Below are 23,364 nucleotides of genomic sequence, written 5' to 3' on the forward strand. Positions count from 1 at the left end.
CGACGCGGATCTCGTAGCGCATGAGCTGCTCTCCCCGGGATGGCCTGGGACTGGCGGGCTGCGCACTCACCCCTGCGATCGTCCGCCCCCGCGGGACGTCCGGCCTCACCCACCACGGGCGATCCGGGACGTCCCGGCGTCCTCGGTCACAACAGCTTCAGCTCACGGGCGCGGCGCACCGCGTCGTTGCGGCGGTTGACCGCCAGCTTCCGGTAGGCGCTCTTGAGGTGGGTCTTGACCGTGTTCACGGAGACGAACAGATCGGCGGCGATCTCCTCCGTCGACATCGTCAGGGCGAGCCTGCGCAGTACGTCGAGTTCACGTCCGCTCAGCGCCTCCACGACCGGGAGCGACCGGCCGTCGGACACCGGCCCGCCGCGGGCGAGCCGGTCCCCCGCCGGCCCCCGCGGCGACACCGTGTCCAGGAACGGGCGGATCCATGGCCCGGCCTCGAGGAAGGGCCGCCGCAGTCCGTCCCGCCGCGCCTCACGCAGGGCCTGGGCGACCAGTCGGCGCGAGGTGGCCGCGTCGCCCGCCTCGTCCGCCACCTGCGCCCGCACCAGGATGGCCCGGACGGTCACCGCGGGGCCCGCGCGCCCTTCGGACCGCACGCCGTCGAGGAGGTCGATCGCCGCCTGCGGCCGGCCCGCCGCGAGCTGGGCCCGCGCGGCCCCGACCGCGTACGCCGACTGCTCGTCGGACACCGCCCGCCACACCTCGACGGCCGTCTCCGGCCGGCCCTCGGCCAGATGGGCGGCGGAGACGACGAGTGCCGTCTGGCCCTCCGCCCAGGGGGAGATCACGGCGGCGGGCACAGCGCGTTCCGCCGCTTCGAGGGCGGCCCGGGTGTCGCCGCGGGCCAGGTGCAGACGGGCGGTGGCGATGGCCCGGCCCGCCTCCATGACGGGGTCCCGCAGCGCCGGGTCCGACTCGGCCGCCTCGTCGAGGAGGGTCCGCGCCAGGGTCAGGTCGTCACGGTCCACGGCGACGGCGGCCAGCACCAGGCGTCCCATGCCGGAACCGGACGGCCTGGGCAGACCGTGCCGCTCCGTCTCGGTCACCGCCGCCCGGGCCTTGCGCTCCGCCCTGCCGAGCCAGCCGTTCAGGTAGTCGATCAGGGCGAGCCGGCCCAGCGAGTCCTCGCGGGCGAGCGCGGTCGAGGCCTGCGCCGACGACCCGGCGACCCTCGACAGGACGGCACACGCGTCCTCGAACCGCCCGGCCCACAGCCGTGCCGAGCCCAGATGGGCCAGCAGGAGCGCGGTGAGCTCGGGATGTCTCTCCAGCAGATGGGCCGGCGCCCGGTCGCACAGCATCTCGGCCGCCGCTGCGGCCCACTCCGCCCGGCCCGGCGCGCCGGTCAGCCGGGCGGCCAGCGCCTCGAGCAGGGCACAGCTCAACCGGGCCGCCACGAGGCCGGGCGCCTCGCCGGGACTCCACTCGGCCGTCAGTGCCTGTTCCGCCGCAAGGCCCGGCCCGGCCGCCGGACCCAGTTCGGCCGTCAGCCTCTCCTCCGCGTGCCGCAGGTGCGTCAGGCCCCGGTCGAGATCACGCCGGGACAGGTCCCGGGCGGCGCGGACCAGGTCCGTCGCGGGGCTCGCGGCCTCCGGTCCCATGCGGGAGAACAGCTCGGCGAGTTCGTCGGAGCGCAGACCGGTGAAGAGCCAGCCGATGGCGAGGTCGTCGATCAGGGCGCCGGCGGTGAACTCCCAGTCGCCGGCGGCGGCGCCCTGGCCCAGCGTCTCCGTGAGCGACCCCGAGCCCCGCAGCCAGTGCGCGGCCCGCAGATGCAGTTCGGGCTCCAGGCCGGGCGAGCGCATCCGCAGATGGGCCCGGAGGATCTCGGCGAACAGCGGGTGGAGGCGGTACCAGTCCTGTCCGAGATGCTCCACGAACGCGTTCTCGCGGTGCAGGCCGGCCAGGATGGGCCCGGCGTCGGTGCGCTCCGTCAGCGCGTTCACCAGCTCGGGGCGGAACCGGTCGAGGACGCTGACCCGCAGCAGGAGGTCCTGGGTCTCGGGGGGCTGCCGTCTGAGCACCTCCGCCAGCAGGAAGTCGGCGACGGTGGTGCGGTCGGCCTCGAACTCCTTCAGATACGTCTCCGGATCCGGGTTCTCCCGAGCGGCGAGGGCACACAGCCGCAGGCCGGCGGCCCAGCCCCGGGTGCGGTCCACGAGACCCTGTGTGGCGGGCGCCGACAGCCGCAGCCCGTGCAGTTCCAGCAGCTCGGCCGCCTCCTCGGAGGTGAAGGCCAGTTCCGCGCCCCGGATCTCCGTCAGGTCACCGGCCGCCCGGTAGCGGTGCAGCGGCAGCAGCGGCTCGGTTCGGGAGACGAGGATCAGGCGCAGGCCGTCGCCGGCGTGGTGCAGCACGAACTCCAGTTGCTCCGCGATCTCCGGGTCGATCACCCGGTCGTACTCGTCGAGCACCACGATCGCGGGCCGGTCCAGGGTGCTCAGTTCCGCGGCGAGCCGAGCCAGGAGCTGGGGGGTCACCCTGCTCGCGTCCGCGGGGCAGCCGATCTCGGCGGGCAGGGACGTGCCGGACGCGCGCAGCGCCTGGAGCAGGTACGCCCAGAGCATCCCGGGACCCTGCGACGCCGCGTCGGTGGTGAGCCAGGCGACGGGCCGGTCGCGTGCCGCGGCCCAGTCGGCGACCAGCAGCGTCTTGCCGGCTCCCGCGGCGCCGTTGACCATCGTCAGCGGTGTGCGCAGCGCCTGGTCGAGATGTCTGACCAGCCGCTCGCGCCGCAGGAACGTCACCGGCCGGGCCGGAACGACGAACCGGGTGCGCAGGAACGGATCCCCTTGGGGATCCGCCGACGACGCCGTCGCCGGATCGGTATCGCTCTCGTCGAGCCCAGCCATGGCGCTCACCGCCATTGGTCGTCAGGTCATGGGTAGCACTCCCCCTCAGGATCCCAGGGTTCAGCCCCGAGTGCCCTGCGAGAGATCCACGAGAGAGGGCGCGCGGCACGCTCGCGGCCAGGCAAAGCAAGGCAAGACAAGACAAGACAAGGCAAGACAGCCAGGGCGAGGCCAGGCGGGCACGCAGGCACGCAGGCACGCAGGCACGCAGGCACGCAGGCACGCAGGCACGCAGGCACGCAGGCACGCAGGCACGCAGGCACGCAGGCACGCAGGCAACGAAACCCGGCCACGGCAGGTGGGCGCCACGGCAGGCACGGGCCCGGCCGCGGCCCGTTGACTGCGGGAGCCGGCGCGATCCCGCCACGGCGCGCTCGCGGCGGGATCCGCGACGAACCGGCCGCAGCGTGTTCGCGGCCGAGGCAGCGCACCCCGGCCACGGCATGTGCGTGGCCGGGGCGGGGGGCGGAGCCACCGCCAGGGAAAGCGGGCCAGGGCTCGTGGATTGGCCGTGGCCGACGGTCGCGGCGACCGCCTACCGTCACCGGCATGCGCATGCGAATCGTCGACGCCTTCACCGACCGCCCCTTCACCGGCAACCCGGCCGGGGTCCTGCTCCTGGACGCCTTCCCGGACGACGACCGGCTCCAGCAGGTGGCTCTGGAGGTCAACCATTCCGAGACGGCGTTCGCTCACCCGCTCCCCGAGGGCGGTGAGGCGGACTGGGCCCTGCGCTGGTTCACACCCGTCGCCGAGGTCGACATGTGCGGCCACGCCACGCTCGCCACGGCCCACGTCCTGCACACCACGGGCGCCCATCGGGGCCCGGTGCGCTTCGCCACCCGCAGTGGTGTCCTCGTCGCGACGCCCGCCGAGGACGGCTCGATCACCATGGACTTCCCGACCGCCCCGCTGACCAGGGTCGAGATCCCGGCCGGGATCGCCGAAGCCCTGGGCGCCGAACCGCTCGCCTGTCTCGACACCGGCCCGCACGTCGGCGACCTCCTGATCGAGCTGGCCGACGAGAAGACCGTCCACGCCCTGCGGCCCGACCACAAGGCCCTGGCCGCCCACTCCCGCCGCGGCGTCATCGCGACCGCCCGCGCCGAGAACGCGGACCTGGGACACGACTTCGTCTCCCGCTGCTTCTTCCCCAACCTCGGCATCGACGAGGACCCGGTGACGGGCAGCGCCCACACGGCGCTGGCGCCCTACTGGGCCGAGCGGCTCGGCCGCACCGCCCTGACCGGCCTCCAGGCCTCGCCCCGGGGAGGCCGGGTCCGTACCGAAGTGTGCGGCGAACGCACCCTGCTGAGCGGCCGCGCGGTCACGGTCATCGAGGGCGAGCTGCTCGCCTGAGGGCTGTGCGGCGGGGAGGTGTCCTGCGGCACGGCAGGCGTCGTCGGGCTCGGCAGCTGTCGTAGAGCTCGGCAGCTGCCGTACGGCACCAGGTGTCCTCCGCCACGGCAGGCGCCCTCCGGCACGGCAGATACCGTCCCGCGCGGCCGTCCGGCACGGCTCACGCGGTCGGCAGCCACCCCACCTTCCCCGCCAGCAGCGCGTAGCCCACGAAGGCCCCGATGTCGAGCAGGGAGTGCGCCACCACCAGGGGGCCGACCCGGCCCCAGCGCCGGTAGAGGTAGACGAACACCACGCCCATCACCATGTTGCCGATGAAGCCGCCGATGCCCTGGTAGAGGTGGTACGAGCCGCGCAGCACCGAGCTGGCCACGAGCGCGGCGCCCGGCGTCCAGCCCAACTGGCCCAGCCGGCGCAGCAGATAGCCGACGACGATGACCTCTTCGAGGATCGCGTTCTGCAGCGCGGACATGATCAGCACCGGGTACTTCCACCACACGTCCGGCAGCGCCTCCGGCACCACCGTGAGGTTGAAGCCGAGGCCGCGTGCCGCCAGATAGAAGGCGATGCCGGAGCTGCCGATCACGGCCGCGATCGCCGCCCCGCGGCCGAGGTCCGGCCAGGGCCGCGTGCGGTCGAAGCCCAGGGTCCGCAACCCCTGCCCCTCGCGCAGCAGGAAGTGCGCGACGAGGGCCACCGGGACGAGCGCCGAGGCGATCCCGAACAGCTGCCAGGCGAGATCGAGCCATGGACGGCCGGGCGCGGCCGAGGCGTTGAGGGTCGCCGCCTGGTCCTTCAGGCCGCCCGGCCTGGTGACCGATCCGACAAAACTGATCAGGGCGGACACACCGCTCGCACCGAGCGAAACCCCCAGAACGAGCAGTGTCTCGTCGCGGAAGATCCGTCGCGAGAGCCGCTCCCGCGGAAATGAGTCAGCCACCTGCCCTGCCTCCACCTGCACACGTGCCTCCAGTTGCGTAAACCCGCCGCATCCCCACCCCTGTCTCGCTAGGGTCTCGAAAGAAGTTACGAAGATCGTGCGTGACAGGCCGTCGGGGGGACGGACGCCGTACGGGGCGTACCTCCCCTTCGCGGGCCGTGCGGCGGAAATCCGCCACGGGGCCGACAGGGAGGGGCACCACCGTCATGGGACGTCACAGCTTGCCCGATCAGTACGGGGCGGGCGGCAGCGACCCCCGTCCTCGTCTCCGCCGCCGCACCGTGGCCGTCGCGACCGCCCTCGTGCTCACGGTCGCCGGGGGCGCCGCGGCCGCCGTACGCAGCGGATTACTCTCCTTCGGCTCGTCCTGCCGCGACCACCCCGTACGGCTGACGGTGGCCGCCTCCCCGGACATGGCCCCGGCGCTCACGGCCGCGGCGAAGCAGGCCGCGGACAGCGGCCTCACCTCCGACGGACAGTGCCTCGCGGTCAGCGTCACGGCACGTGAGTCGTCCGAGGTCGCCGGGACGCTGGCGGCGGGCAAGGACCCGGAGGCGCAGGTGTGGGTGGCCGACTCCGATCTGTGGGTCCAGCGGATCACCGCCGACCGCAAGGCGACCGGGGTGACCCCGGTGGGCAACGTGGCCTCCACCCCCGTCGGGGTGGCGATGGTCCCGGCGGCCGCGAAATCGCTGGGCTGGCCGAAGAAGACGTACTCCTGGCTGGAGCTGGCCGGCGCCACCCTCCGGAACGACTCGCCGCGGCTGGGCGCGGCCGACCCGGCGCGCAGTGCGGCCGGGCTGCTCGCGCTGACCCAGATCGGCGCCGCCACGGCCGGCGTCAAGGACGGGGACACCCAGGCCGCCGCCCTGATGAAGACGCTGTCCCGGCGTGCGTCGGACACCGACGCCCAGGTCCTGCAGACGCTGCCGCGCGACACCTCGGGCGCCGAGCAGGACGATCCCGGGCGCAACCAGGCGGTCGTCGTCACCGAGCAGGCCTCGTTCACGTACAACGCGTCGGCGGACTCGGGCGCCGGCCTCGACCTGTTCTACCCGAAGGACGGCTCACCCCGGCTCGACTATCCGTACACGCTGGTCGACAAGACCCGGCTGAGCACCGACGAGAGCCGGGCGGCGATCCGGTTCATGACCTATCTGCGCCGCCCCGAGCAGCAGAGACTCCTCCAGGAACACGGCTTCCGGACCTCCGACTACGACGCCCCGCAGACGCTGGTGACCGCGGCCGGCGGCAGCAGCCCACAGCCGTTCGCCGAGCCCGCCGCCCGGCCCGCGTCGGACACGGCCGTCGAGGAGACGCTGGGGACGTGGACGATCACGGTGCAGAGCGCCCGGCTCACCACGGTCGTCGACGCCTCGTCCTCCATGTCCGAACCGGTCCCGGGCACAGGCCGTTCCCGCATGGACGTCACCAAGGCCTCGCTCCTCCAGGCCCTCGCCACCTTCACGCAGGAGGACGAGATCGGTCTGTGGGAGTTCTCCACCGAGCTGGACGGCGACAAGGACTACCGCGTCCTGGTCCCCACCGAACGGCTCGGCGGCACCGCGGGCGGCAAAGACACCCAGCGCGACCGGCTGTCGTCGGCTTTCGGCGACCTGGCACCGGTCCCCAACGGTGCGACGGGCCTGTACGACACGACGCTCGCCGCGTACCGGCAGGCCACCGCCTCCTACGTGAAGGGCAAGTTCAACGCCCTGGTCATCCTGACCGACGGCGTCAACCAGGACCCGGGCAGCATCTCCCGCACCACGCTCCTCACCGAACTCAGGAAACTCGCCGGCCCGGAACGCCCTGTCCCCCTCATCATGATCGCGGTCGGCCCCGACGCGGACCGCGAGGAGGCCGAGGAGATAGCCAGGGCGACGGGCGGCTCGGGCCAGTCGGTGACCGACCCCTCCCAGATCCACACGGTGATCCTCAAGGCGATAGTGGCAGCAGGATCCCAAGGCGACGACAGCTGATCCCCCGGCGACCCACCTCCACGCCCCCAGGTCACAGGACCCGACCGAACCGGATCCCTGTCTCCCCTCACCCACCCCACGAGTACGGGCCCCGACCGAACCGAACCCCACCTCCCCCTCACCCACCCCAGGAGAACGGGTCCCGGCCGAACCGGATCCCCGCCTCCCCCTCACCCGGTCAGGGGCGCGGGGATCTGCGCGACCGGCCCCCACCTCCCCGCAGCCGGCGAACCACCGAAAGCCTCCGGACAAGCCCCCGGACCCCGCCCGAGGCCGCCTCACCCCGAAGACGCAGGCTCGGGCAACCCCACGGGCCACGTATGCACCGGCTCCCCGAGATGCATCAGCTCCGCGTACCGCCGCGTCGTCGCCGCCAACGCCGCGTCCCGCGACAATCCGGCCTCCACCGCCCGGTGGAACGTCGCCACCTGCCAGGTCGCCCCGTTGGTCCGCCGCCGGCACCGCTCGTCGATGACCCCCAGGTAGAAATCGCGGTCGGCCGGCTCCACCCCCCACGCGTCGAGCCCGGCCTCCGCCAGCGGCAGCAGCTCGTCCCTCACGAGACTCACCGCGTCCACCTCGGCCACGCCGCCCAGCCGCCCGCGCCGCGGCCACTGGAGCCGCGCCTCGATCCCGTACCGGCAGGCCGCGTCGAAGTTGGCCTCGGCCGCCTCGAACGGCAGCCGGGACCACACCGGCCGGGACTCCTCCGCCAGGGCCCGGACCACGCCGTAGTAGAAGGCCGCGTTGGCGACCACGTCGGTCACGGTCGGCCCGGCGGGCAGGACGCGGTTCTCCACCCGCAGGTGCGGAACGCCGTCGGCGATGCCGTAGACGGGCCGGTTCCAGCGGTAGACCGTACCGTTGTGCAGGACGAGCTCGGCGAGCGAGGGCACCCCGCCCGCCTCCAGGACCTCCAGCGGGTCCTCCTCGTCGCAGATGGGCAGCAGCGGCGGGAAGAACCGCAGGTTCTCCTCGAACAGCTCGTACGCCGAGCTGATCCACCGCTCCCCGAACCAGGTCCGCGGCCGTACGCCCTGCGCCTGGAGCTCCGGCGGCCGGGTGTCGGTGGCCTGCTGGAACAGCGGGGGCCGCGACTCGCGCCACAGCTCGTGGCCGAACAGGAAGGGCGAGTTGGCGCCCACGGCGATCTGCGCGGCGGTGACCGCCTGCGCGGCGTTCCACACCGCGGCGAAGCGGGCCGGCGTGACCTGGAGGTGCAGTTGCACAGAGGTGCAGGCGGCCTCCGGCACGATCGACTTCGAGGTGCACGACAGCCGCTCGACGCCGTCGATCTCGAGCGTGAAGTCCTCTCCTCTGGCGGCCACGATCTGGTCGTTGAGAAGGGTGTAGCGGTCGACCTCGGAAAGGTTCGACGAGACCAGATCATCCCGGTCGAGGGTGGGCAGAATACCGATCATCACGATACCGGCGTCGACCTCGCCCGCCTTTCGATGGGCATATGCCAGTGACGTACGGAGTTCTTCCGCGAGACGGTCGAATACCCGGCCGCCCAGCCGGTGTGGGGCTATGTTCACTTCCAGGTTGAACATGGCGAGTTCTGTTTGGAAATCTCGGCTCGCGATCCTCTCCAGTACTTGCCCATTCAGCATTTTCGGCTGGCCGTCGGCACCCGCGAGATTCAGTTCGATCTCGAGCCCCATGAGGTTCTTGGGGCGGTCGAAGCGCTTCTGGGCCAGGAGCCGCTCGAGCCCCGTCAGGCACCGCCGGAGCTTGTCCCGGTAGTCCTGACGATCGGACAGGTCGAACGCGCCTGCCACGACCTTTTCCCCCATCGAAGCGTCCCTCCTCGCGTGGCGGGCCGGGGATCCCGGCCGCCGGATGATCCGGGTCAGGGGGGATGATGCCCAGCCGGGCCGATCGATAACGTCCCCCGCGCGGCCCGGCACCCGCTACGCTGACCGAAAGCCACCGGCGGTGACCGCTGGCACATTCACGGGGCATGCGGCCGAAGGCCCTTTCGCGAAATGTGGAACTCGTGAAAAACGCCGACGAGAATAGGCCGACCGCTACGGGCGTATAAGCCGAGGTCACCGCCGCGCGACCCGCTTTGAATCGGGATTTTTCACCCCGCGCTTCGACCGGATGAACCCTTGCCGAGTGTCCCGGGATCGACTAGACGAAACACAGTCTGAACACATGTCGTATAAACTCCGCGAACAAGGCAGAGAAGGTTGGCGCCCACAGTCGAAGGAGCCTGCCGTCGAGGTGACGGTGGGCCGCTCGCGCACCCCTGCAACCCCAGACTCCGGCCCCCGCCTCTCCGACCTGTTCGAGAGCTAGCTGACAGCGCCGTCCGCCCACGCCCTCGCGCCACCGTGCCTGTCGAATGAGAGGCGACCCACCATGCCTTTGCATGTCCCCCCGGCTCCCGCGCCCGCCCTTCGCTCCGTCCTCATGGCACTCGGTTCCCCCACCGCGGTCCGCGAGGCTCGTACCCCCTCCCTGCGCAACGCCCAGGGCGACGTCACTCCCGAACTCCCGCTGCCCCTGCACGTCCTGGACCGGATCGCCCCCGAAGGCGTGGCCGCGACCCGGCTGGCCGGCTGGCGCTTCCTGATCCGCTGCGGCGACCGCGCCGTGGCCGCGGCCGACACCCGGCTCACCCCGGACGGCTGGGCGTTCTCGCACTTCTTCGAAGGCCCGTACATCGCCTCCACCGAACGCGCCTTGCGCCAGGCCGAGTCGACCGCCCAGCCGTTCCAGGCGCGGCTGTTGTCGGTGCCCGGGCTCTACATGCTCACTCTCTGGCTGCACGGGGACAGCGCCTCGGACGGCACCGCGGGCCAGCCCGCCCCGACCGACCTCCTGGTGCCGCTGGCCCCGGCACCGCCCGGGATCGCCGCACACCGGGCGCACCGGGTCGCCGAGTTGCTCCCGCTGCTGACCCTGCGGGTGACACCGGCCGCGCCGCCGCTGCTCGGTTCGCCGGCCTGACCGCTCGGCCGGCGCCCCCCTCACCCCGTACCCCCTCACCCCGTACCCCGTCACCGCGGCCCCGGTGGCGGGGTACGGCGCGGCGCGGTCCGGCGCGCTCCGATGCCCGGGAATCCCCCGGGCGCTGACCGGACTAGCCCTATCCGGCCACTGGAAACCACCCGAAGTGACAGTGCGATGGGGATGAACCGTCCGCGTGGGTGACGCGTCATGAACCTGTGAGAAGCGGTGCCGCGAAATCCCTGCGGATCGACCTCCGTGGGGCAACACTGGGTTCCGACGGACTTATCACAACGGGGGGCGGCCATGAACGACGTTTCACGCCGCGGAACAGACACCACAGCCATCTCAGATCTCACGCCAGAGCGGAAGTTCCCATCCATGTGCCAGCACCAGACACCGTGCCCGACAGCGACCTCGGCCGACCGGGAGTCCGCGCGCCTCGTGGCGCACCACCCGGAACAGGGCTGGAGCCTGCTGTGCAACGGCGTCCTGCTCTTCGAGGACACCGGCGAACTCCTGCCGGACGGCCGGGTCATCGCCCCCCACCGGGTAGTGACCGCCGCCTGAACACCAGCCGGACGGCGCGGGACCGCCGTCCGCAGACATGAGGGGCCGGCCCGCGGAGACCACCGCGAACCGGCCCCGACGCATGTTCAGGGCCGCTCACTCCCCGTAGCCGCCCGGTCTCGGCGCGGTGCGTCCTCCTGTACGTCTTCCCACGGCAACGCATGTTCCGGAAGACTCCTGGAAGTTTCGGCGCAGCGGCCGGAACCACGCGACGGAGGTGGGAAGTGACAGCGGACGACACCGTGCCCGCGTCCCGGGGCAGAATCACGATCACGGAGATCGCCCGTGAGGCCGGCGTCTCGGTGCCGACCGTGTCCCGGGTCGTCAACGGCCGCTCCGACGTCTCGCCGGGAACCCGGGCCCGGGTCGAGGACCTGCTGCGGCTGCACGGCTACCGCAAGCGCCCCGCCGCCTCCCGCACCCGGGCCGCACTGCTCGACCTGGTCTTCAACGACCTCGACAGCCCCTGGGCGGTGGAGATCATCCGAGGGGTCGAGGAGGTCGCCCACGCGGCCGGCGTGGGCACCGTGGTGTCGGCGATCCACGGCCGCTCGGGCGACGCCCGCGAGTGGATGCGCAACCTGCGCGCCCGCGCCTCCGACGGCGTCATCCTCGTCACCTCGGCCCTCGAACCCACCCTGCACGAGCAGCTGCGCATCCTGGGCGTCCCTCTGGTCGTCGTCGATCCGATGGGCTCCCCGGCCGTCGACACCCCGACCATCGGCGCCGCCAACTGGGCGGGCGGCCTGGCGGCCACCGAGCATCTGCTGTCGCTGGGGCACCGCAGGATCGGCCTGATCGCCGGCCCGCCCCGGCTGCTGTGCTCCCGCGCCCGCTACGACGGCTACCGGGCGGCTCTGGAGGCGGCGGGTCTCGCCGTCGACGAGAGCCTCGTCGTCCCCGGCGACTTCCGCCCCGAGTCGGGCTTCACCGGCTGCACCGCCCTCCTCGCTCTGCCCGAACCGCCCACCGCCGTGTTCGCGGCCAGCGACCAGATGGCGCTCGGCGCGATCGAGGCGCTGCGCCGGCGCGGCCTGCGGGCCCCGGAGGACATGAGCGTGGTCGGGTTCGACGACCTGCCGGAAGTCCGCTGGTCCGCCCCGCCGTTGACGACCGTCCGCCAGCCCCTCGCGGACATGGGCAAACTCGCCGCCCGTACCGTCCTGAGCCTGGCCCGCGGCGAGCGCCCCGACTCGCCGCGGGTGGAACTGGGCACGGAGCTGGTGATCCGCTCGAGCACCGCCCCGGCCCCCGGCGCCTAGCCGAGCGCCTCCCGGATCGCCCGGTAGGCCGGCTTCGGCGCGAGCTGCTCGTCCCAGGGCAGCGCCGCGCCCTGGCCGGGGAAGAACGCCGGGATCCACGAGTACTTGTCGGTGTAGTCCCAGACGGTGATGCCGACGCACCGCCGCACCGCGAGGCACGCCTCGGTCATGTCCCGGTACCAGTCGGCCTGTTGGGCCAGCTTCTCGTCGGTCGCGGGCAGCAGCATCCGTACGTCGACCTCGGTGAGCGCGGTGTCCAGGCCGAGCCGGGAGAAGCGGCGGAGGTTGTCCTCCAGGGTCGTCGGATAGCCGTACTGGAGGGCGAGGTGCGCCTGCAGGCCGATGCCGTCGAGCGGAACGCGCTGGGCCTTCAGCTCCTTGGCCAGGGCGTAGTAGGCATCGCTCTTCGGGCCGACGGCCTCGATGTTGTAGTCGTTGAGGTAGAGCTTCGCCTTCGGATCGGCCTGATGGGCCCACCGCAGGGCATCGGCGATGTAACCGGGGCCGAGGGTCTTGTAGAAGACCGTCTCACGGTAGGTGCCGTCCTCGTTGAACGCCTCGTTGACGACGTCCCAGGCGTAGACCTTGCCCCGGTAGTGGCGCACCTCGGTCTGGATGTGGTTCTTCAGGACGGCCCGCAGCTCGTCGGCCGTCCACTCCTTGCCGGTCAGCCAGCCGGGGAGCTGGCTGTGCCAGACCAGGGTGTGGGCGCGGACCCTCTGGTGGTGGTCGCGCGCGAGGTCGACGATCTCGTCGCCGGCGGTCCAGTCGAAGACGCCCTGCTGCGGTTCGGTGGCGTACCACTTCATGCCGTTGCCCGGGGTGATCATGTCGAACTCCTCGCCCAGGATCCTCGTATAGGCGGTGTCGGTGAGTTCGGGGTTGTCGGTGGCGCTGCCGAAGTAGCGTCCGTGGCGCTGCGCGAGGTCGGCGAGGGTCGTACGCGGCTTTCCGTGCGCCGGGCCCTCGTGCGCCTCGGCGGCCGGTCCGGTGACGACACCGGCGGCGACGAGGACGGCTGCGAGGGCGCCGGCGAGTCTGAGCCGGGTGCGGGCGGCGGTGCTGGGCATGGTGCGACTCCTCACGGTAGGGGTGAGCCGTACGGGTCCGCGGGCGCGCGTCATCCCTTCGTGGCGCCGGCGGCGAGGCCGCCGACGAGCTGGCGCTCGGCGACGGAGTAGAACGCCAGGGCGGGCACCATGGCGAGCACGAGATAGGCGAAGACCCGCGCGTACTCCGCGGAGTACTGGCCCTGGAACTGCTGGACGCCGATCGGGATGGTCCACCAGGTGGGCTCGTTGAAGACCAGCAGTGGCAGCAGGAAGTTGTTCCAGCTGCCGACCACGGCGAGCACGGAGACCGTGCCGAGGGCGGGCCTGGCCATGGGCAGCAGGATCCGCCAGAAGAACGTGAGGGGCCCGCAGCCGTCGAGGGTGGCCGCCTCCTCCAGCTCGGCGGGGATCTCCCGGAAGAACCCGCGCAGGACGACGATGGTCATCGGCAGCCCGAAGGCGGCCTGCGGCAGGATCACGCCCAGCGGGTTGTCCAGCAGGCCCATCGAGCGCAGCAGCAGGAACAGGGGCAGCGCCGCCACCGCGAAGGGGAACATCAGCCCCATCGTGAACAGTGTGAACAGCATCTCCCGGCCGCGGAAGGCGAACCGGGCGAAGGAGAACGCGGCCAGCGCGGACACCGCGACGACCACCACCGTCGTACCGGCCGCGATGAGCGTGCTGCTGCCGACGAGCTGCCAGAAGGAACCGGACCCGAGGATGTCCGTGTAGTTGGAGGTGACCCAGGGATCGGGCAGGCCGATGGGGTTGCGGGAGAGCTGGTCGGTGGACTTGAAGCCGGACAGCACGGCGTAGCCGAGCGGTACGGCCATCACCACGCCGACGATCCCGAGGACGAGGTGCAGGGGAAGCGTCCGGCGGGCCCCTCGGGCGCCCCGTCCGGTCCCGCGGGTGCTCATGCCGGTCTCGCGGGTTTTCACGCGCCGCCTCCTCGCATGGTCGTGGTGGCGCCCTGAAGGTCCCGGCGGAGCACGAACCGCTGGTAGGCGAGGGCGAAGACGAGGCTGATGCCGAACATGGCCACGCTGATCGCGCTGGCATAGCCGACCTGGTAGCGCTTGAAGCCGTACTGGAACATGGTCACGGCCATCGTCTCGGAGTGGTGGTCGGGGCCGCCCGCGGTGACCACCCACACCAGGTCGAAGAGCTGGATCGAGCCGATGACCGACAGGAAGACGCTGATCCGCAGGGTCGGCGCGAGCAGCGGCAGGGTGACGTTGCGGAAGCGCTGCCAGGGGCCCGCTCCGTCGATCAGGGCGGCCTCCGTCAACTCGGCCGGGATGGACTGGAGTCCGGCCAGGTAGAGCATCATGTGGAAGCCGAAGTACTTCCACGTCATGACCAGGAAGAGGGTGGCCATGACGGTGGAGGGGTCGGCGAACCACTCGCCGCCCACGCCGTCCAGGCCGATCGCGCCCAGGACGTGGTCGGCGAGACCGTCGTCCGGGGCGAAGATCATGCTGAACAGCACGCCGGTGATCGCCTCGGAGAGGATGTACGGCGCGAAGAACAGCATCCGGTACACGGCCCGGCCGCGGATCTTCTGGTTGAGCGCGACCGCGAGGGCGAGCGCGAACGGCAGCTGGAGGACGAGCGAGAGCCCGACCAGGAGCAGGCAGCGCCACAGGTCGCCCAGGAACACCGGGTCCTGGAAGAGGCGGGTGAAGTTGTCGCCGCCGATGTAGTCGTCGGGCATGCCGAAGCCGCCCCAGCGGAAGAACGAGGCGTACAGCGCGAACAGCATCGGCAGCAGCACGAGCGTGCCGAACAGGACCAGCGCGGGCACCTGGAAGGCGACGGCGGTGAGCCAGTGCCGCGCCCGCCGCCGCGCCCGGCCCCGGCCCGCGCCGGGAGACGGAGGCGGCGGGCCGACGTCCGGGCCGCTGCGCTTGTCCGGAAGGAAGGTGGAGGTCATCGCCGGCTACTGCTCTTCCTTCGCGACCTTGGTGATCGACTCGGTGACCTGCTGGGCCGACTTGGACCCGGCGATGAGGGCGGCGACGCTGTCGTTGACCTCCTGGCCGAGGGCCGGCGCGTAGGCCTGGTCGAGGTAGAGCTGGAAGCCGGTGGCGGCCTTCAACTGGGTCTGTACGGCCTTGATGTTGGGGTCGGTGATGGCGCTCTCGGCGGCCGGCACGACGGGCAGCACCCCGGTCTTCTTGACCAGTTCGGTGTCCGTGGCGGCGGTGGCGAAGAACTTCAGGAAGTCGACGGCCGCCTGCGGGGCGTTCTTGCGCAGGGCGTGCCCGCCGCCTCCGCCGAACACCTCGGTGATGACACCCTTGCCGCCGTCGACCGCCGGGAACGGGAAGAAGCCGAGGTTCGCGCCGAGCCCCTTGCCCGCGTCGGCCTCCACCACCGGCGCCCACTGGCCCATGAGTTCCATCGCCGCCTTGCCGTTGCCGACGGCGGCGGCCTGGCCGGTGGGGCTGGAGTAGGCGGCGCCGAGGAAGCCCTTCTGGAACGGCTGGAGGTCGACGAGGTCCTGGAGGTGCTGCCCGGCCTGGACGAACCCGTCCCCGGTGAAGTCCTTGCCCTCCCCGGCCTCGCGCAGGGCGTCGACGCCGGCGGTGCGCATCGCGAGATACGCCCAGTAGTACATGCCGGGCCACTTCTCCTTGCCCGCGAGCGCCAGCGGGGTGATCTTGGCGGCCTTCAGCTTGCGCACCGCGTCGAGGAAGCCGCTCCAGGTGGTCGGGGGCGCGCTGATCCCGGCCTGCTGGAAGAGCGCCTTGTTGTACCAGAACCCGATCATGCCGATGTCGAACGGGACGCCGTACGCCTTCTTGTCGAGCAGGTAGGGCTCGCGGGCGACCGGGAGCAGGGCGTCGCCCCACTCCTTCGTCCGCTCCGTGAGGTCCTCGACGAGCCCGGCGTCGACCTGCTGCTTCAGGACACCGCCGCCCCAGGTGTGGAAGATGTCGGGCAGCTTCCCGGAGGCGGTGAGCGCCGTCATCTTCGACTTGTAGGCGTCGTTCTCCAACTGCACGATCTTGATCTTCACCTTGGGGTTCTGGGCCTCGAACTGCTTGGCGAGACCGGCCCAGACGTCCTTCGTCGGCTGGGTGGTGGAGATGTTCCACCACTCGATGGTGGTCGTCCCCGACGACCCTCCGTCCGAGTCGCCGCCGCAGGCGCTCAGTGCCGTCATGCTCAGACCGGCCGCGGCGGAAACCGCCAGGAAGCCACGGCGGGAGAGTGCCGGGTCGCCCATCTTGCGCTCCTTGATAGATCGAAAGTTTCGAACCAGATCCAGAAAGCTTCGCTGCTGCCGCACCCTAGAGACACCCTCCGACGGGTGGCAACCCCTTGAACACAGGGAATCCGGGGGTCTGTTCACAAAAGAAGGCGCAGCGAGGCACCAGAAGACGTCGAAACATTCGGATCATTCGGCGAACATTACGAAGCGTGCGGGAGTGATGATCCGGCGGCCGGAAACGAACCCGGCGGTACGTCACACTGCGTGTCCGCCCCGCGACCAGTCTTAACGGAAGCTTGACGCCGTCCGGCCCATGATCCAGGGGCCCGGGCGTCACTCTCCGCTTACGCTGATTCCGCCGTCCGCGTGATGGCCGAAACCACACGCCGACCCGCACATCAGGAGCACGTCGATGGCCACCACCGAGCACCCTCCTCCCGGTCGCCTGCGCGCCTGGATGCTGGAGGGCCTCTCCGACATGGGCAAGGGTCACGCTCAGCCGGCGGCTCCGAAGACCGGTGCCGCGCCCGAGCACAAGGGCCAGCGCTGGTACCGGGTGATGTGCCTGACGGGTGTCGACTACTTCTCGACCCTCGGCTACCAGCCGGGCATCGCCGCCCTCGCGGCCGGCCTGCTCTCCCCGGTGGCGACGATCGTGCTGGTGCTCGTCACCCTGCTGGGCGCCCTGCCGGTCTACCGGCGCGTCGCCGAGGAGAGTCCGCACGGCGAGGGCTCGATCGCCATGCTGGAACGGCTGCTGTCCTTCTGGAAGGGCAAGCTGTTCGTCCTGACCCTGCTCGGGTTCGCCGCCACCGACTTCCTGATCACGATCACCCTGTCCGCGGCGGACGCCTCCACCCACCTGGTCGAGAACCCGCACCTGACCAGCACTCTGCACGACCGGCAGATGGTGATCACGCTCGTCCTCGTCGCCCTGCTCGGCGCCGTGTTCCTCAAGGGCTTCCTGGAGGCCATCGGCGTCGCGGTCGCGCTGGTCGTCGTCTATCTCGGCCTGAACGTCGTCGTCGTGGTCGTCGGTCTGGGGCATGTGCTCACCGAGGGCCATGTCGTGACCGACTGGGCCGACGCCCTGACCGCCGAGCACGGCAACGTGTTCGCGATGATCGGCGTCTCCCTGCTCGTCTTCCCCAAGCTCGCGCTGGGCCTGTCCGGCTTCGAGACCGGCGTCGCGGTCATGCCGCACGTCCAGGGCGACCCGGACGACACCGCGGAGAACCCCAGGGGCCGTATCCGCGACACGAAGAAGCTGCTGACGACCGCCGCCCTGATCATGAGCGTCTTCCTCATCGCGACCAGCTTCATCACCACGGTGCTGATCCCGGAGAAGGAGTTCGAGTCCGGCGGCCAGGCCAACGGACGCGCCCTCGCGTACCTCGCCCACGAGTACCTGGGCAACGCCTTCGGCACGGTGTACGACGTCTCGACGATCGCCATCCTGTGGTTCGCCGGCGCCTCCGCGATGGCGGGGCTGCTCAACCTGATGCCCCGCTATCTCCCCCGCTACGGCATGGCCCCGCACTGGGCCCGCGCCGTGCGCCCCATGGTCATCGTCTTCACCCTCGTCGCCTTCCTCGTCACCTGGATCTTCGACGCCGACGTCGACGCCCAGGGCGGCGCCTACGCCACCGGCGTGCTGGTCCTGATGTCCTCGGCGGCGATCGCGGTGACCATCGCCGCCCGCCGCGCCCGGCAGCGGGGCTGGACGGTCGGTTTCGCCGTGGTCTCGGCGGTCCTGCTCTACGTGACCGTCGTGAACGTCATCGAGCGCCCCGACGGCGTGAAGATCGGCGCCTGCTTCATCGCGGGAATCATCCTGGTCTCGCTGCTGTCCCGGCTGGCCCGGGCCTTCGAGCTCCGCGTGACCAGCGTGACGCTGGACGACATGGCGGAACGTTTCATCCGGGACATGGCCAGCCGCAAGATACGGTTCATCGCCAACGAGCCCGACCAGCGCGACAAGGCCGAGTACCGCGACAAGATCGAACAGATCCGGCAGGACAACGACATCCCCGGGGAGGATTTCGTCTTCGTCGAGGTCACCGTCGTCGACCCCTCCGAGTTCGAGTCGGGCCTGACCGTGCGCGGCGAGGTACTGCACAACCGCTACCGCGTCCTGACCCTGGAGTCCTCCTCCATCTCGAACGCCCTGGCCGCACTGCTGCTGCACACCCGTGACTCCACCGGCTGCATCCCGCACATCTACTTCGAGTGGACCGAGGGCAACCCCTTCGCCAACTTCCTGCGCTTCTTCCTCTTCGGCCAGGGCGAGGTGGCCCCGGTCACCCGGGAGGTCCTGCGCGAGGCCGAACCGGACCGCGACCGCCGCCCCCGCGTCCACACGGGCTGACCCGCTCCCGCTCCCGCTCCCGGTCCCGGTCCCGGTCCCGGGTCGTCGCCCCGGCGCGCCCCGACGCCGTCAAGGCGACGCACACCTGCACATACGCCACATAAGGCGCCCGGCGGCCTACCGTTGACGCCCATGAGCCTGAGCATCCGCAACCAACTCCCCGGCACCGTCACCGCCGTCCGTCCCGGTGAGGTGATGGCCATCGTCAAGATCCGTCTGGACGGCGGCCAGGACCTCACGGCGGCCATCACGCTGGAGGCCGTGAACCAACTCGCCCTCACCGCCGGCACCGCCGTCCGCGCTCTGGTGAAGTCGACGGAGGTCTCCCTGGCCACCGGCCGGGTCGACGGACTCTCGATCCGCAACCAGCTCACCGGCGCGATCACCGGCCTCGTGACGGGCGAGGTCATGGCCTCGGTCAAGGTCTCCATGGACGGGGGCGAAGTCACCGCCGTGATCACCAAGGAAGCGGCCACCGACCTCGGCCTCTTCGTCGGCTCCGACGTCGTCGCGCTCATCAAGGCGACCGAGGTGTCCCTGGCGACGGCGTAGAGCGCGTGAGGGCCCCCGCCCGGAACGGACGGGGGCCCTCACCCACTCGCTCAGTCCTCGTACGCGTCCAGCGGCGGGCACGAGCAGACCAGGTTCCGGTCACCGAAGGCCTGGTCGATCCGGCGCACCGGCGGCCAGTACTTGTCGGCGGCCGACACACCGGCCGGGAAGACGGCCTCCTCACGCGTGTACGCGTGCTCCCACTCCCCGCCCAGCGCGGCCGCCGTGTGCGGGGCGCCGCTCAGCGGGTTGTCCTCGGCCGGCCACTCGCCCGCCCCGACCTTCTCGATCTCCGCGCGGATGGCGATCATCGCCTCGCAGAAACGGTCGATCTCGATCAGGTCCTCGGACTCGGTCGGCTCGATCATCAGCGTCCCGGCCACCGGGAACGACATCGTCGGCGCGTGGAACCCGTAGTCGATGAGCCGCTTGGCGACGTCGTCGACGCTCACGCCGGTCGCCTTGGTCAGCGGCCGCAGGTCGATGATGCACTCGTGCGCGACCAGCCCGCCCGGCCCGTTGTAGAGCACCGGGTAGTGCGGCTCCAGCCGCTTGGCGATGTAGTTGGCGCTCAGCACGGCCACCTGCGTGGCCCGCTTGAGCCCCTCGCCGCCCATGAGCCGCACATACGCCCACGAGATCGGCAGTATCCCCGCGGAACCCCAGGGAGCCGCGGAGACCGGGCCCACCCCGGTGTCCGGCCCGGCGGCGGGCTGGAGCGGGTGGTTCGGCAGGTACGGCGCCAGATGCGACCGTACGGCGACGGGCCCGACGCCCGGGCCGCCGCCCCCGTGGGGGATGCAGAAGGTCTTGTGCAGGTTCAGGTGCGACACGTCACCGCCGAAGTGCCCCGGCTTGGCGAGACCGACGAGCGCGTTGAGGTTGGCGCCGTCGACGTACACCTGCCCGCCCGCCTCGTGCACCTGGGCGCAGATGTCGGCGACATGCTCCTCGAACACCCCGTGCGTCGACGGGTAGGTGATCATCAGCACCGACAGCTCGTCCCGGTGCCGCTCGATCTTCGCCCGCAGGTCCTCGACGTCGATCTCGCCGTCCTCGGCGGTCTTCACGACGACGACCTTCATGCCCGCCATCACGGCACTGGCCGCGTTCGTGCCGTGCGCGGAGGACGGGATGAGACACACGGTCCGCTGGTCGTCCCCGTTGCCGCGGTGGTACCCGCGGACGGCGAGCAGCCCGGCCAGCTCGCCCTGCGACCCGGCGTTCGGCTGCAGCGACACGTTGTCGTACCCGGTGACCTCCGCGAGCCGCTCCTCCAGCTCACGGATGAGCGTCAGGTAGCCCTCCGCCTGCTCGGCCGGCGCGAAGGGGTGCAGCTGCCCGAACTCGGGCCAGGTGACCGGCTCCATCTCGGTGGTCGCGTTGAGCTTCATGGTGCAGGAGCCCAGCGGGATCATGCCCCGGTCCAGCGCGTAGTCCCGGTCGGCGAGCCGGCGCAGATAGCGCAGCATCGCGGTCTCGGAACGGTGCTGGTGGAAGACGGGGTGCGTCAGGATCGCGTCGGACCGCAGCAGCCCGGCGGGCAGCGAGTCGGCGGTGGCCGCGTCGAGCGACTCGATGTCGCCGTCCACCCCGAAGGCGGCCCAGACGGCGGACACCTGCGCCCGAGCGGTCGTCTCGTCGCAGGCGATCGACACCTGGTCGGCGTCGACGAGGTGCAGGTTGACCCCGAGCTCCCGCGCGGCGGCGACGACCTCGGAGGCCTTCCCCGGCACCCGCACGGTCAGCGTGTCGAAGTACGACCCGTGCACCACCTCGACACCGCCGGCCGTGAGCCCGGCAGCGAGGATCGAGGCGTACCGGTGCGTGCGCCGGGCGATCGCCCGCAGCCCGTCGGGACCGTGGTAGACGGCGTACATCCCCGCCATGACCGCCAGCAGCACCTGCGCCGTGCAGATGTTGCTGGTGGCCTTCTCGCGCCGGATGTGCTGCTCACGCGTCTGGAGTGCGAGCCGGTAGGCCTTGTGCCCGTCGGCGTCCACCGACACGCCCACCAGCCGCCCGGGCAGACTGCGCGCGAACTGCTCACGGACGGCCATGTAACCGGCGTGCGGCCCGCCGAAGCCCATCGGCACACCGAACCGCTGCGTCGTACCGACCGCGATGTCCGCGCCCAGCTCGCCCGGCGACTTGAGCAGCGTCAGCGCGAGCAGGTCCGCGGCGACGGTGACGAGCGCGCCGAGCCCGTGCGCCTGGTCGACGATCGCCTTGAGGTCGCGTACGGCACCGGAGGCGCCGGGGTACTGGACGAGCACGCCGTTGATCTCCCGCGCGGCGATCTCCGCCGGGATCCCGTCGCTCAGGTCGGCGACGACGATCTCCACGCCCGTCGGCTCGGCGCGGGTCTCGATCACGGCGATGGTCTGCGGCAGCGCGTCCGCGTCGATGAGGAAGAGGCCCTTCTTGTTCTTCCCCATGCGCCGGGACAGCGCCATCGCCTCGGCGGCGGCGGTGCCCTCGTCGAGCAGTGACGCGCCGGAGGTCGGCAGCCCGGTGAGATCGGCGACCACGGTCTGGAAGTTCAGCAGCGCCTCGAGCCGGCCCTGCGAGATCTCCGGCTGGTACGGCGTGTAGGCCGTGTACCAGGCCGGGTTCTCCATGACGTTGCGCAGGATGACGGGCGGTGTGAACGTCCCGTAGTAGCCGAGCCCGATCATCGGGTCGAGGACCTGGTTGCGGTCGGCCAGCGAGCGCAGCTCGGCCAGCACCTCGGCCTCGGTACGCGCGCCCGGCAGGTCCAGTGCGTCGGCGTTCTTGATCACATCGGGGACCGCTGCGGCGGTGAGCTCGTCGAGCGAGCCGTAGCCGACCTGTGCGAGCATCTTGGCCCGCGCCTCGAGGTCGGGCCCGATGTGGCGCTGTTCGAAGGGAATACCCTGCTCGAGCTCTGCGAGCGGAATGCGATGGGCGGTCATTACGGAGGCCTCCTGGTCTGACACGACCTTCGAGGGTCACCACGGTGGGTACCCGGACGGCCTCCCCCTCTGTCATCTCAACCTGAGAGCTTCACCGGGCCGCCCGAGGGCACCCGGCTTTCACCGTCGGTGAGAGCGGAAGCCGTCGACGCCGTCGGCACCCGCCCTGCTTTCCAGAGTGACCTCGTCCGTGCGGTACGTGAGCCTGAGAGATTCCGGGGAGGATTTGCTCCTTCGGCGCCTCCGGTGATGTCCGGAGGACTCTCCCGCGCGGTGTCAGCAGCCGTTGTCAGAGTACCAGCGGGGTCAACGAGACTCGCTCGAGTGGCCGCCCGTCCCAATGTGCTCTTTTGTAGTGCTTACGGATGAGTTGCGATAAGTGGAGGGCCCGTGCAGACCGACATCGATCCGCGCAACCTGATCGGCCGCAAGGCGTTCGACCGCAACGGCACCAAGATCGGCACCGTCGACGAGGTCTACCTCGACGACGCGACCGGGGTACCGGAGTGGGCGGCCATACGCACCGGTCTGTTCTCCCGCGACGCGTTCGTGCCCCTGGAGCCCAGCCAACTGGTCGAGGGCGCCCTGCGCATCCCCTTCGACCGGGCCCTGATCAAGGACGCACCGGACTTCGGCGTGGGCCGCCACCTCTCCCCGGAGCAGGAACTCCAGCTCTATCACCACTACGGCCTCGACGTGGGCGCCCCTCCCCCGATCCCCGACCACGACTTCGGCCGGCTGGCCGGCACGGACGACAGCTGAACCCTCAGCCGCAGGCCCGTATCAGCGCCCCGAGAATCCCGGCGGGGTCGTACAGCGGCCGGGCGCCGCCCGTGACGACTCTTCGCGTGCCGGCGTCGACCGGATCGGTCCGCGCCCAGTGGGCGGAGCCGACGCCCACCTCGACCGCCAGACCGGAGGCGGTCGCATACCGCCATTCGGTGACGGGCCCCCGTTCCCCGACGCGGACCACCTCCCCCAGGCCCAGCTCACCCGCCCACCCGTCGTCCTCGGTGTACCGGGCGGGCACGGTCGACAACACCACGAGGTGCACATCCGAGTCGGGACCCGCCGCCTCGCGTGCGACGGCCCCGACGAGCAGCAGCCCCACCACGTCGCTCCGGTTCCCGGCCCACCGGGTGACCCGGTCCACCACCCGGCGCACCTCGTGTTCCCGCTCCGGCGACACCCCGGCCGGATCCGCGAACTGACCTCCGTGCAGCTTCATGCAGCTCCTCATCCCTCACCGATGTCACCTCGCGGAACACCGGCACCGCTCCGACCCACCCCGGACTTCG

Annotated in this window: 17 protein-coding genes and 1 riboswitch; of the genes, 8 read left to right on the forward strand and 9 right to left on the reverse strand. The window is 71.3% G+C overall.

Annotated features, from left to right (window positions below):
- Positions 1-146 precede the first annotated feature (146 nt).
- The gene (locus tag ABT070_RS43160) at positions 147-2,882 is read right to left on the reverse strand and encodes a winged helix-turn-helix domain-containing protein (RefSeq protein ID WP_451102915.1); all 2,736 of its coding nucleotides are present in this window, start codon (positions 2,880-2,882) and stop codon (positions 147-149) included.
- A gap of 534 nt (positions 2,883-3,416) precedes the next feature.
- Here ABT070_RS43160 and ABT070_RS43165 point away from each other — a divergent pair.
- Entirely contained in the window at positions 3,417-4,226 is an 810-nt protein-coding gene (locus ABT070_RS43165; RefSeq protein WP_351768472.1) for a PhzF family phenazine biosynthesis protein, read from the forward strand.
- A gap of 160 nt (positions 4,227-4,386) precedes the next feature.
- Here the strand turns inward: ABT070_RS43165 and ABT070_RS43170 are convergent, their stop codons facing one another.
- Positions 4,387-5,187 (reverse strand): CPBP family intramembrane glutamic endopeptidase, encoded by an 801-nt coding sequence (locus ABT070_RS43170; protein ID WP_351768473.1) that lies wholly within the window; start codon positions 5,185-5,187, stop codon positions 4,387-4,389.
- Between the two features lie 185 nt (positions 5,188-5,372).
- Between ABT070_RS43170 and ABT070_RS43175 the strand changes: the two genes are divergently transcribed.
- Positions 5,373-7,148 (forward strand): substrate-binding and VWA domain-containing protein, encoded by a 1,776-nt coding sequence (locus ABT070_RS43175; protein ID WP_351768474.1) that lies wholly within the window; start codon positions 5,373-5,375, stop codon positions 7,146-7,148.
- Between the two features lie 278 nt (positions 7,149-7,426).
- Here ABT070_RS43175 and ABT070_RS43180 read toward each other — a convergent pair whose 3' ends face one another.
- Positions 7,427-8,944: a glutamate-cysteine ligase family protein gene (locus ABT070_RS43180; protein WP_351768475.1), complete on the reverse strand. Its 1,518-nt coding sequence runs from the start codon at positions 8,942-8,944 to the stop codon at positions 7,427-7,429.
- Between the two features lie 571 nt (positions 8,945-9,515).
- Here ABT070_RS43180 and ABT070_RS43185 point away from each other — a divergent pair.
- The 3 genes from ABT070_RS43185 (at position 9,516) to ABT070_RS43195 (ending at position 11,938) form a co-directional block, all read left to right on the forward strand.
- The gene (locus ABT070_RS43185) at positions 9,516-10,106 is read left to right on the forward strand and encodes a hypothetical protein (RefSeq protein ID WP_351768476.1); all 591 of its coding nucleotides are present in this window, start codon (positions 9,516-9,518) and stop codon (positions 10,104-10,106) included.
- Between the two features lie 381 nt (positions 10,107-10,487).
- The gene (locus tag ABT070_RS43190; protein WP_351768477.1) at positions 10,488-10,676 is read left to right on the forward strand and encodes a DUF5999 family protein; all 189 of its coding nucleotides are present in this window, start codon (positions 10,488-10,490) and stop codon (positions 10,674-10,676) included.
- Between the two features lie 224 nt (positions 10,677-10,900).
- Positions 10,901-11,938, forward strand: a complete 1,038-nt coding sequence (locus tag ABT070_RS43195; protein ID WP_351768478.1) for a LacI family DNA-binding transcriptional regulator — start codon at positions 10,901-10,903, stop codon at positions 11,936-11,938.
- On the opposite strand, the gene ABT070_RS43200 is transcribed toward ABT070_RS43195, so the two are convergent.
- The 4 genes from ABT070_RS43200 to ABT070_RS43215 are packed head-to-tail and all read right to left on the reverse strand — an operon-like array spanning position 11,935 to position 16,225.
- Positions 11,935-13,008, reverse strand: coding sequence for an endo-1,4-beta-xylanase (locus tag ABT070_RS43200; RefSeq protein ID WP_351768479.1), 1,074 nt, complete (start codon positions 13,006-13,008; stop codon positions 11,935-11,937). The two genes, ABT070_RS43195 and ABT070_RS43200, sit on opposite strands and share 4 nt — an antisense overlap.
- Positions 13,009-13,058: 50 nt before the next feature.
- Complete coding sequence (locus tag ABT070_RS43205) at positions 13,059-13,910, reverse strand: carbohydrate ABC transporter permease (protein WP_351768494.1); 852 nt, start codon at positions 13,908-13,910, stop codon at positions 13,059-13,061.
- Positions 13,911-13,927: 17 nt separating this feature from the next.
- A complete protein-coding gene (locus ABT070_RS43210) occupies positions 13,928-14,926 on the reverse strand; it encodes a carbohydrate ABC transporter permease (RefSeq protein WP_351768480.1) in 999 nt (332 codons plus the stop codon).
- 6 nt (positions 14,927-14,932) lie between these two features.
- Entirely contained in the window at positions 14,933-16,225 is a 1,293-nt protein-coding gene (locus ABT070_RS43215; RefSeq protein WP_351768481.1) for an extracellular solute-binding protein, read from the reverse strand.
- 397 nt (positions 16,226-16,622) lie between these two features.
- On the opposite strand from ABT070_RS43215, the gene ABT070_RS43220 reads away from it, so the two are divergent.
- A complete protein-coding gene (locus ABT070_RS43220; RefSeq protein WP_351768482.1) occupies positions 16,623-18,578 on the forward strand; it encodes an APC family permease in 1,956 nt (651 codons plus the stop codon).
- Between the two features lie 132 nt (positions 18,579-18,710).
- Entirely contained in the window at positions 18,711-19,130 is a 420-nt protein-coding gene (locus ABT070_RS43225; RefSeq protein ID WP_351768483.1) for a TOBE domain-containing protein, read from the forward strand.
- 50 nt (positions 19,131-19,180) lie between these two features.
- Here the strand turns inward: ABT070_RS43225 and gcvP are convergent, their stop codons facing one another.
- Positions 19,181-22,066, reverse strand: a complete 2,886-nt coding sequence (gene gcvP, locus ABT070_RS43230; protein ID WP_351768484.1) for an aminomethyl-transferring glycine dehydrogenase — start codon at positions 22,064-22,066, stop codon at positions 19,181-19,183.
- 183 nt (positions 22,067-22,249) lie between these two features.
- Positions 22,250-22,345, reverse strand: a riboswitch (glycine riboswitch).
- A gap of 111 nt (positions 22,346-22,456) precedes the next feature.
- On the opposite strand from gcvP, the gene ABT070_RS43235 reads away from it, so the two are divergent.
- On the forward strand, positions 22,457-22,828 hold the full coding sequence (locus tag ABT070_RS43235) for a PRC-barrel domain-containing protein (protein WP_351768485.1): 372 nt from the start codon (positions 22,457-22,459) through the stop codon (positions 22,826-22,828).
- Positions 22,829-22,832: 4 nt separating this feature from the next.
- On the opposite strand, the gene ABT070_RS43240 is transcribed toward ABT070_RS43235, so the two are convergent.
- Complete coding sequence (locus ABT070_RS43240) at positions 22,833-23,294, reverse strand: nucleotidyltransferase domain-containing protein (protein WP_351768486.1); 462 nt, start codon at positions 23,292-23,294, stop codon at positions 22,833-22,835.
- Positions 23,295-23,364 lie beyond the last annotated feature (70 nt).

The sequence above is a fragment of the Streptomyces sp. NPDC002884 genome, from assembly GCF_040295245.1.
Lineage (GTDB): Bacteria > Actinomycetota > Actinomycetes > Streptomycetales > Streptomycetaceae > Streptomyces.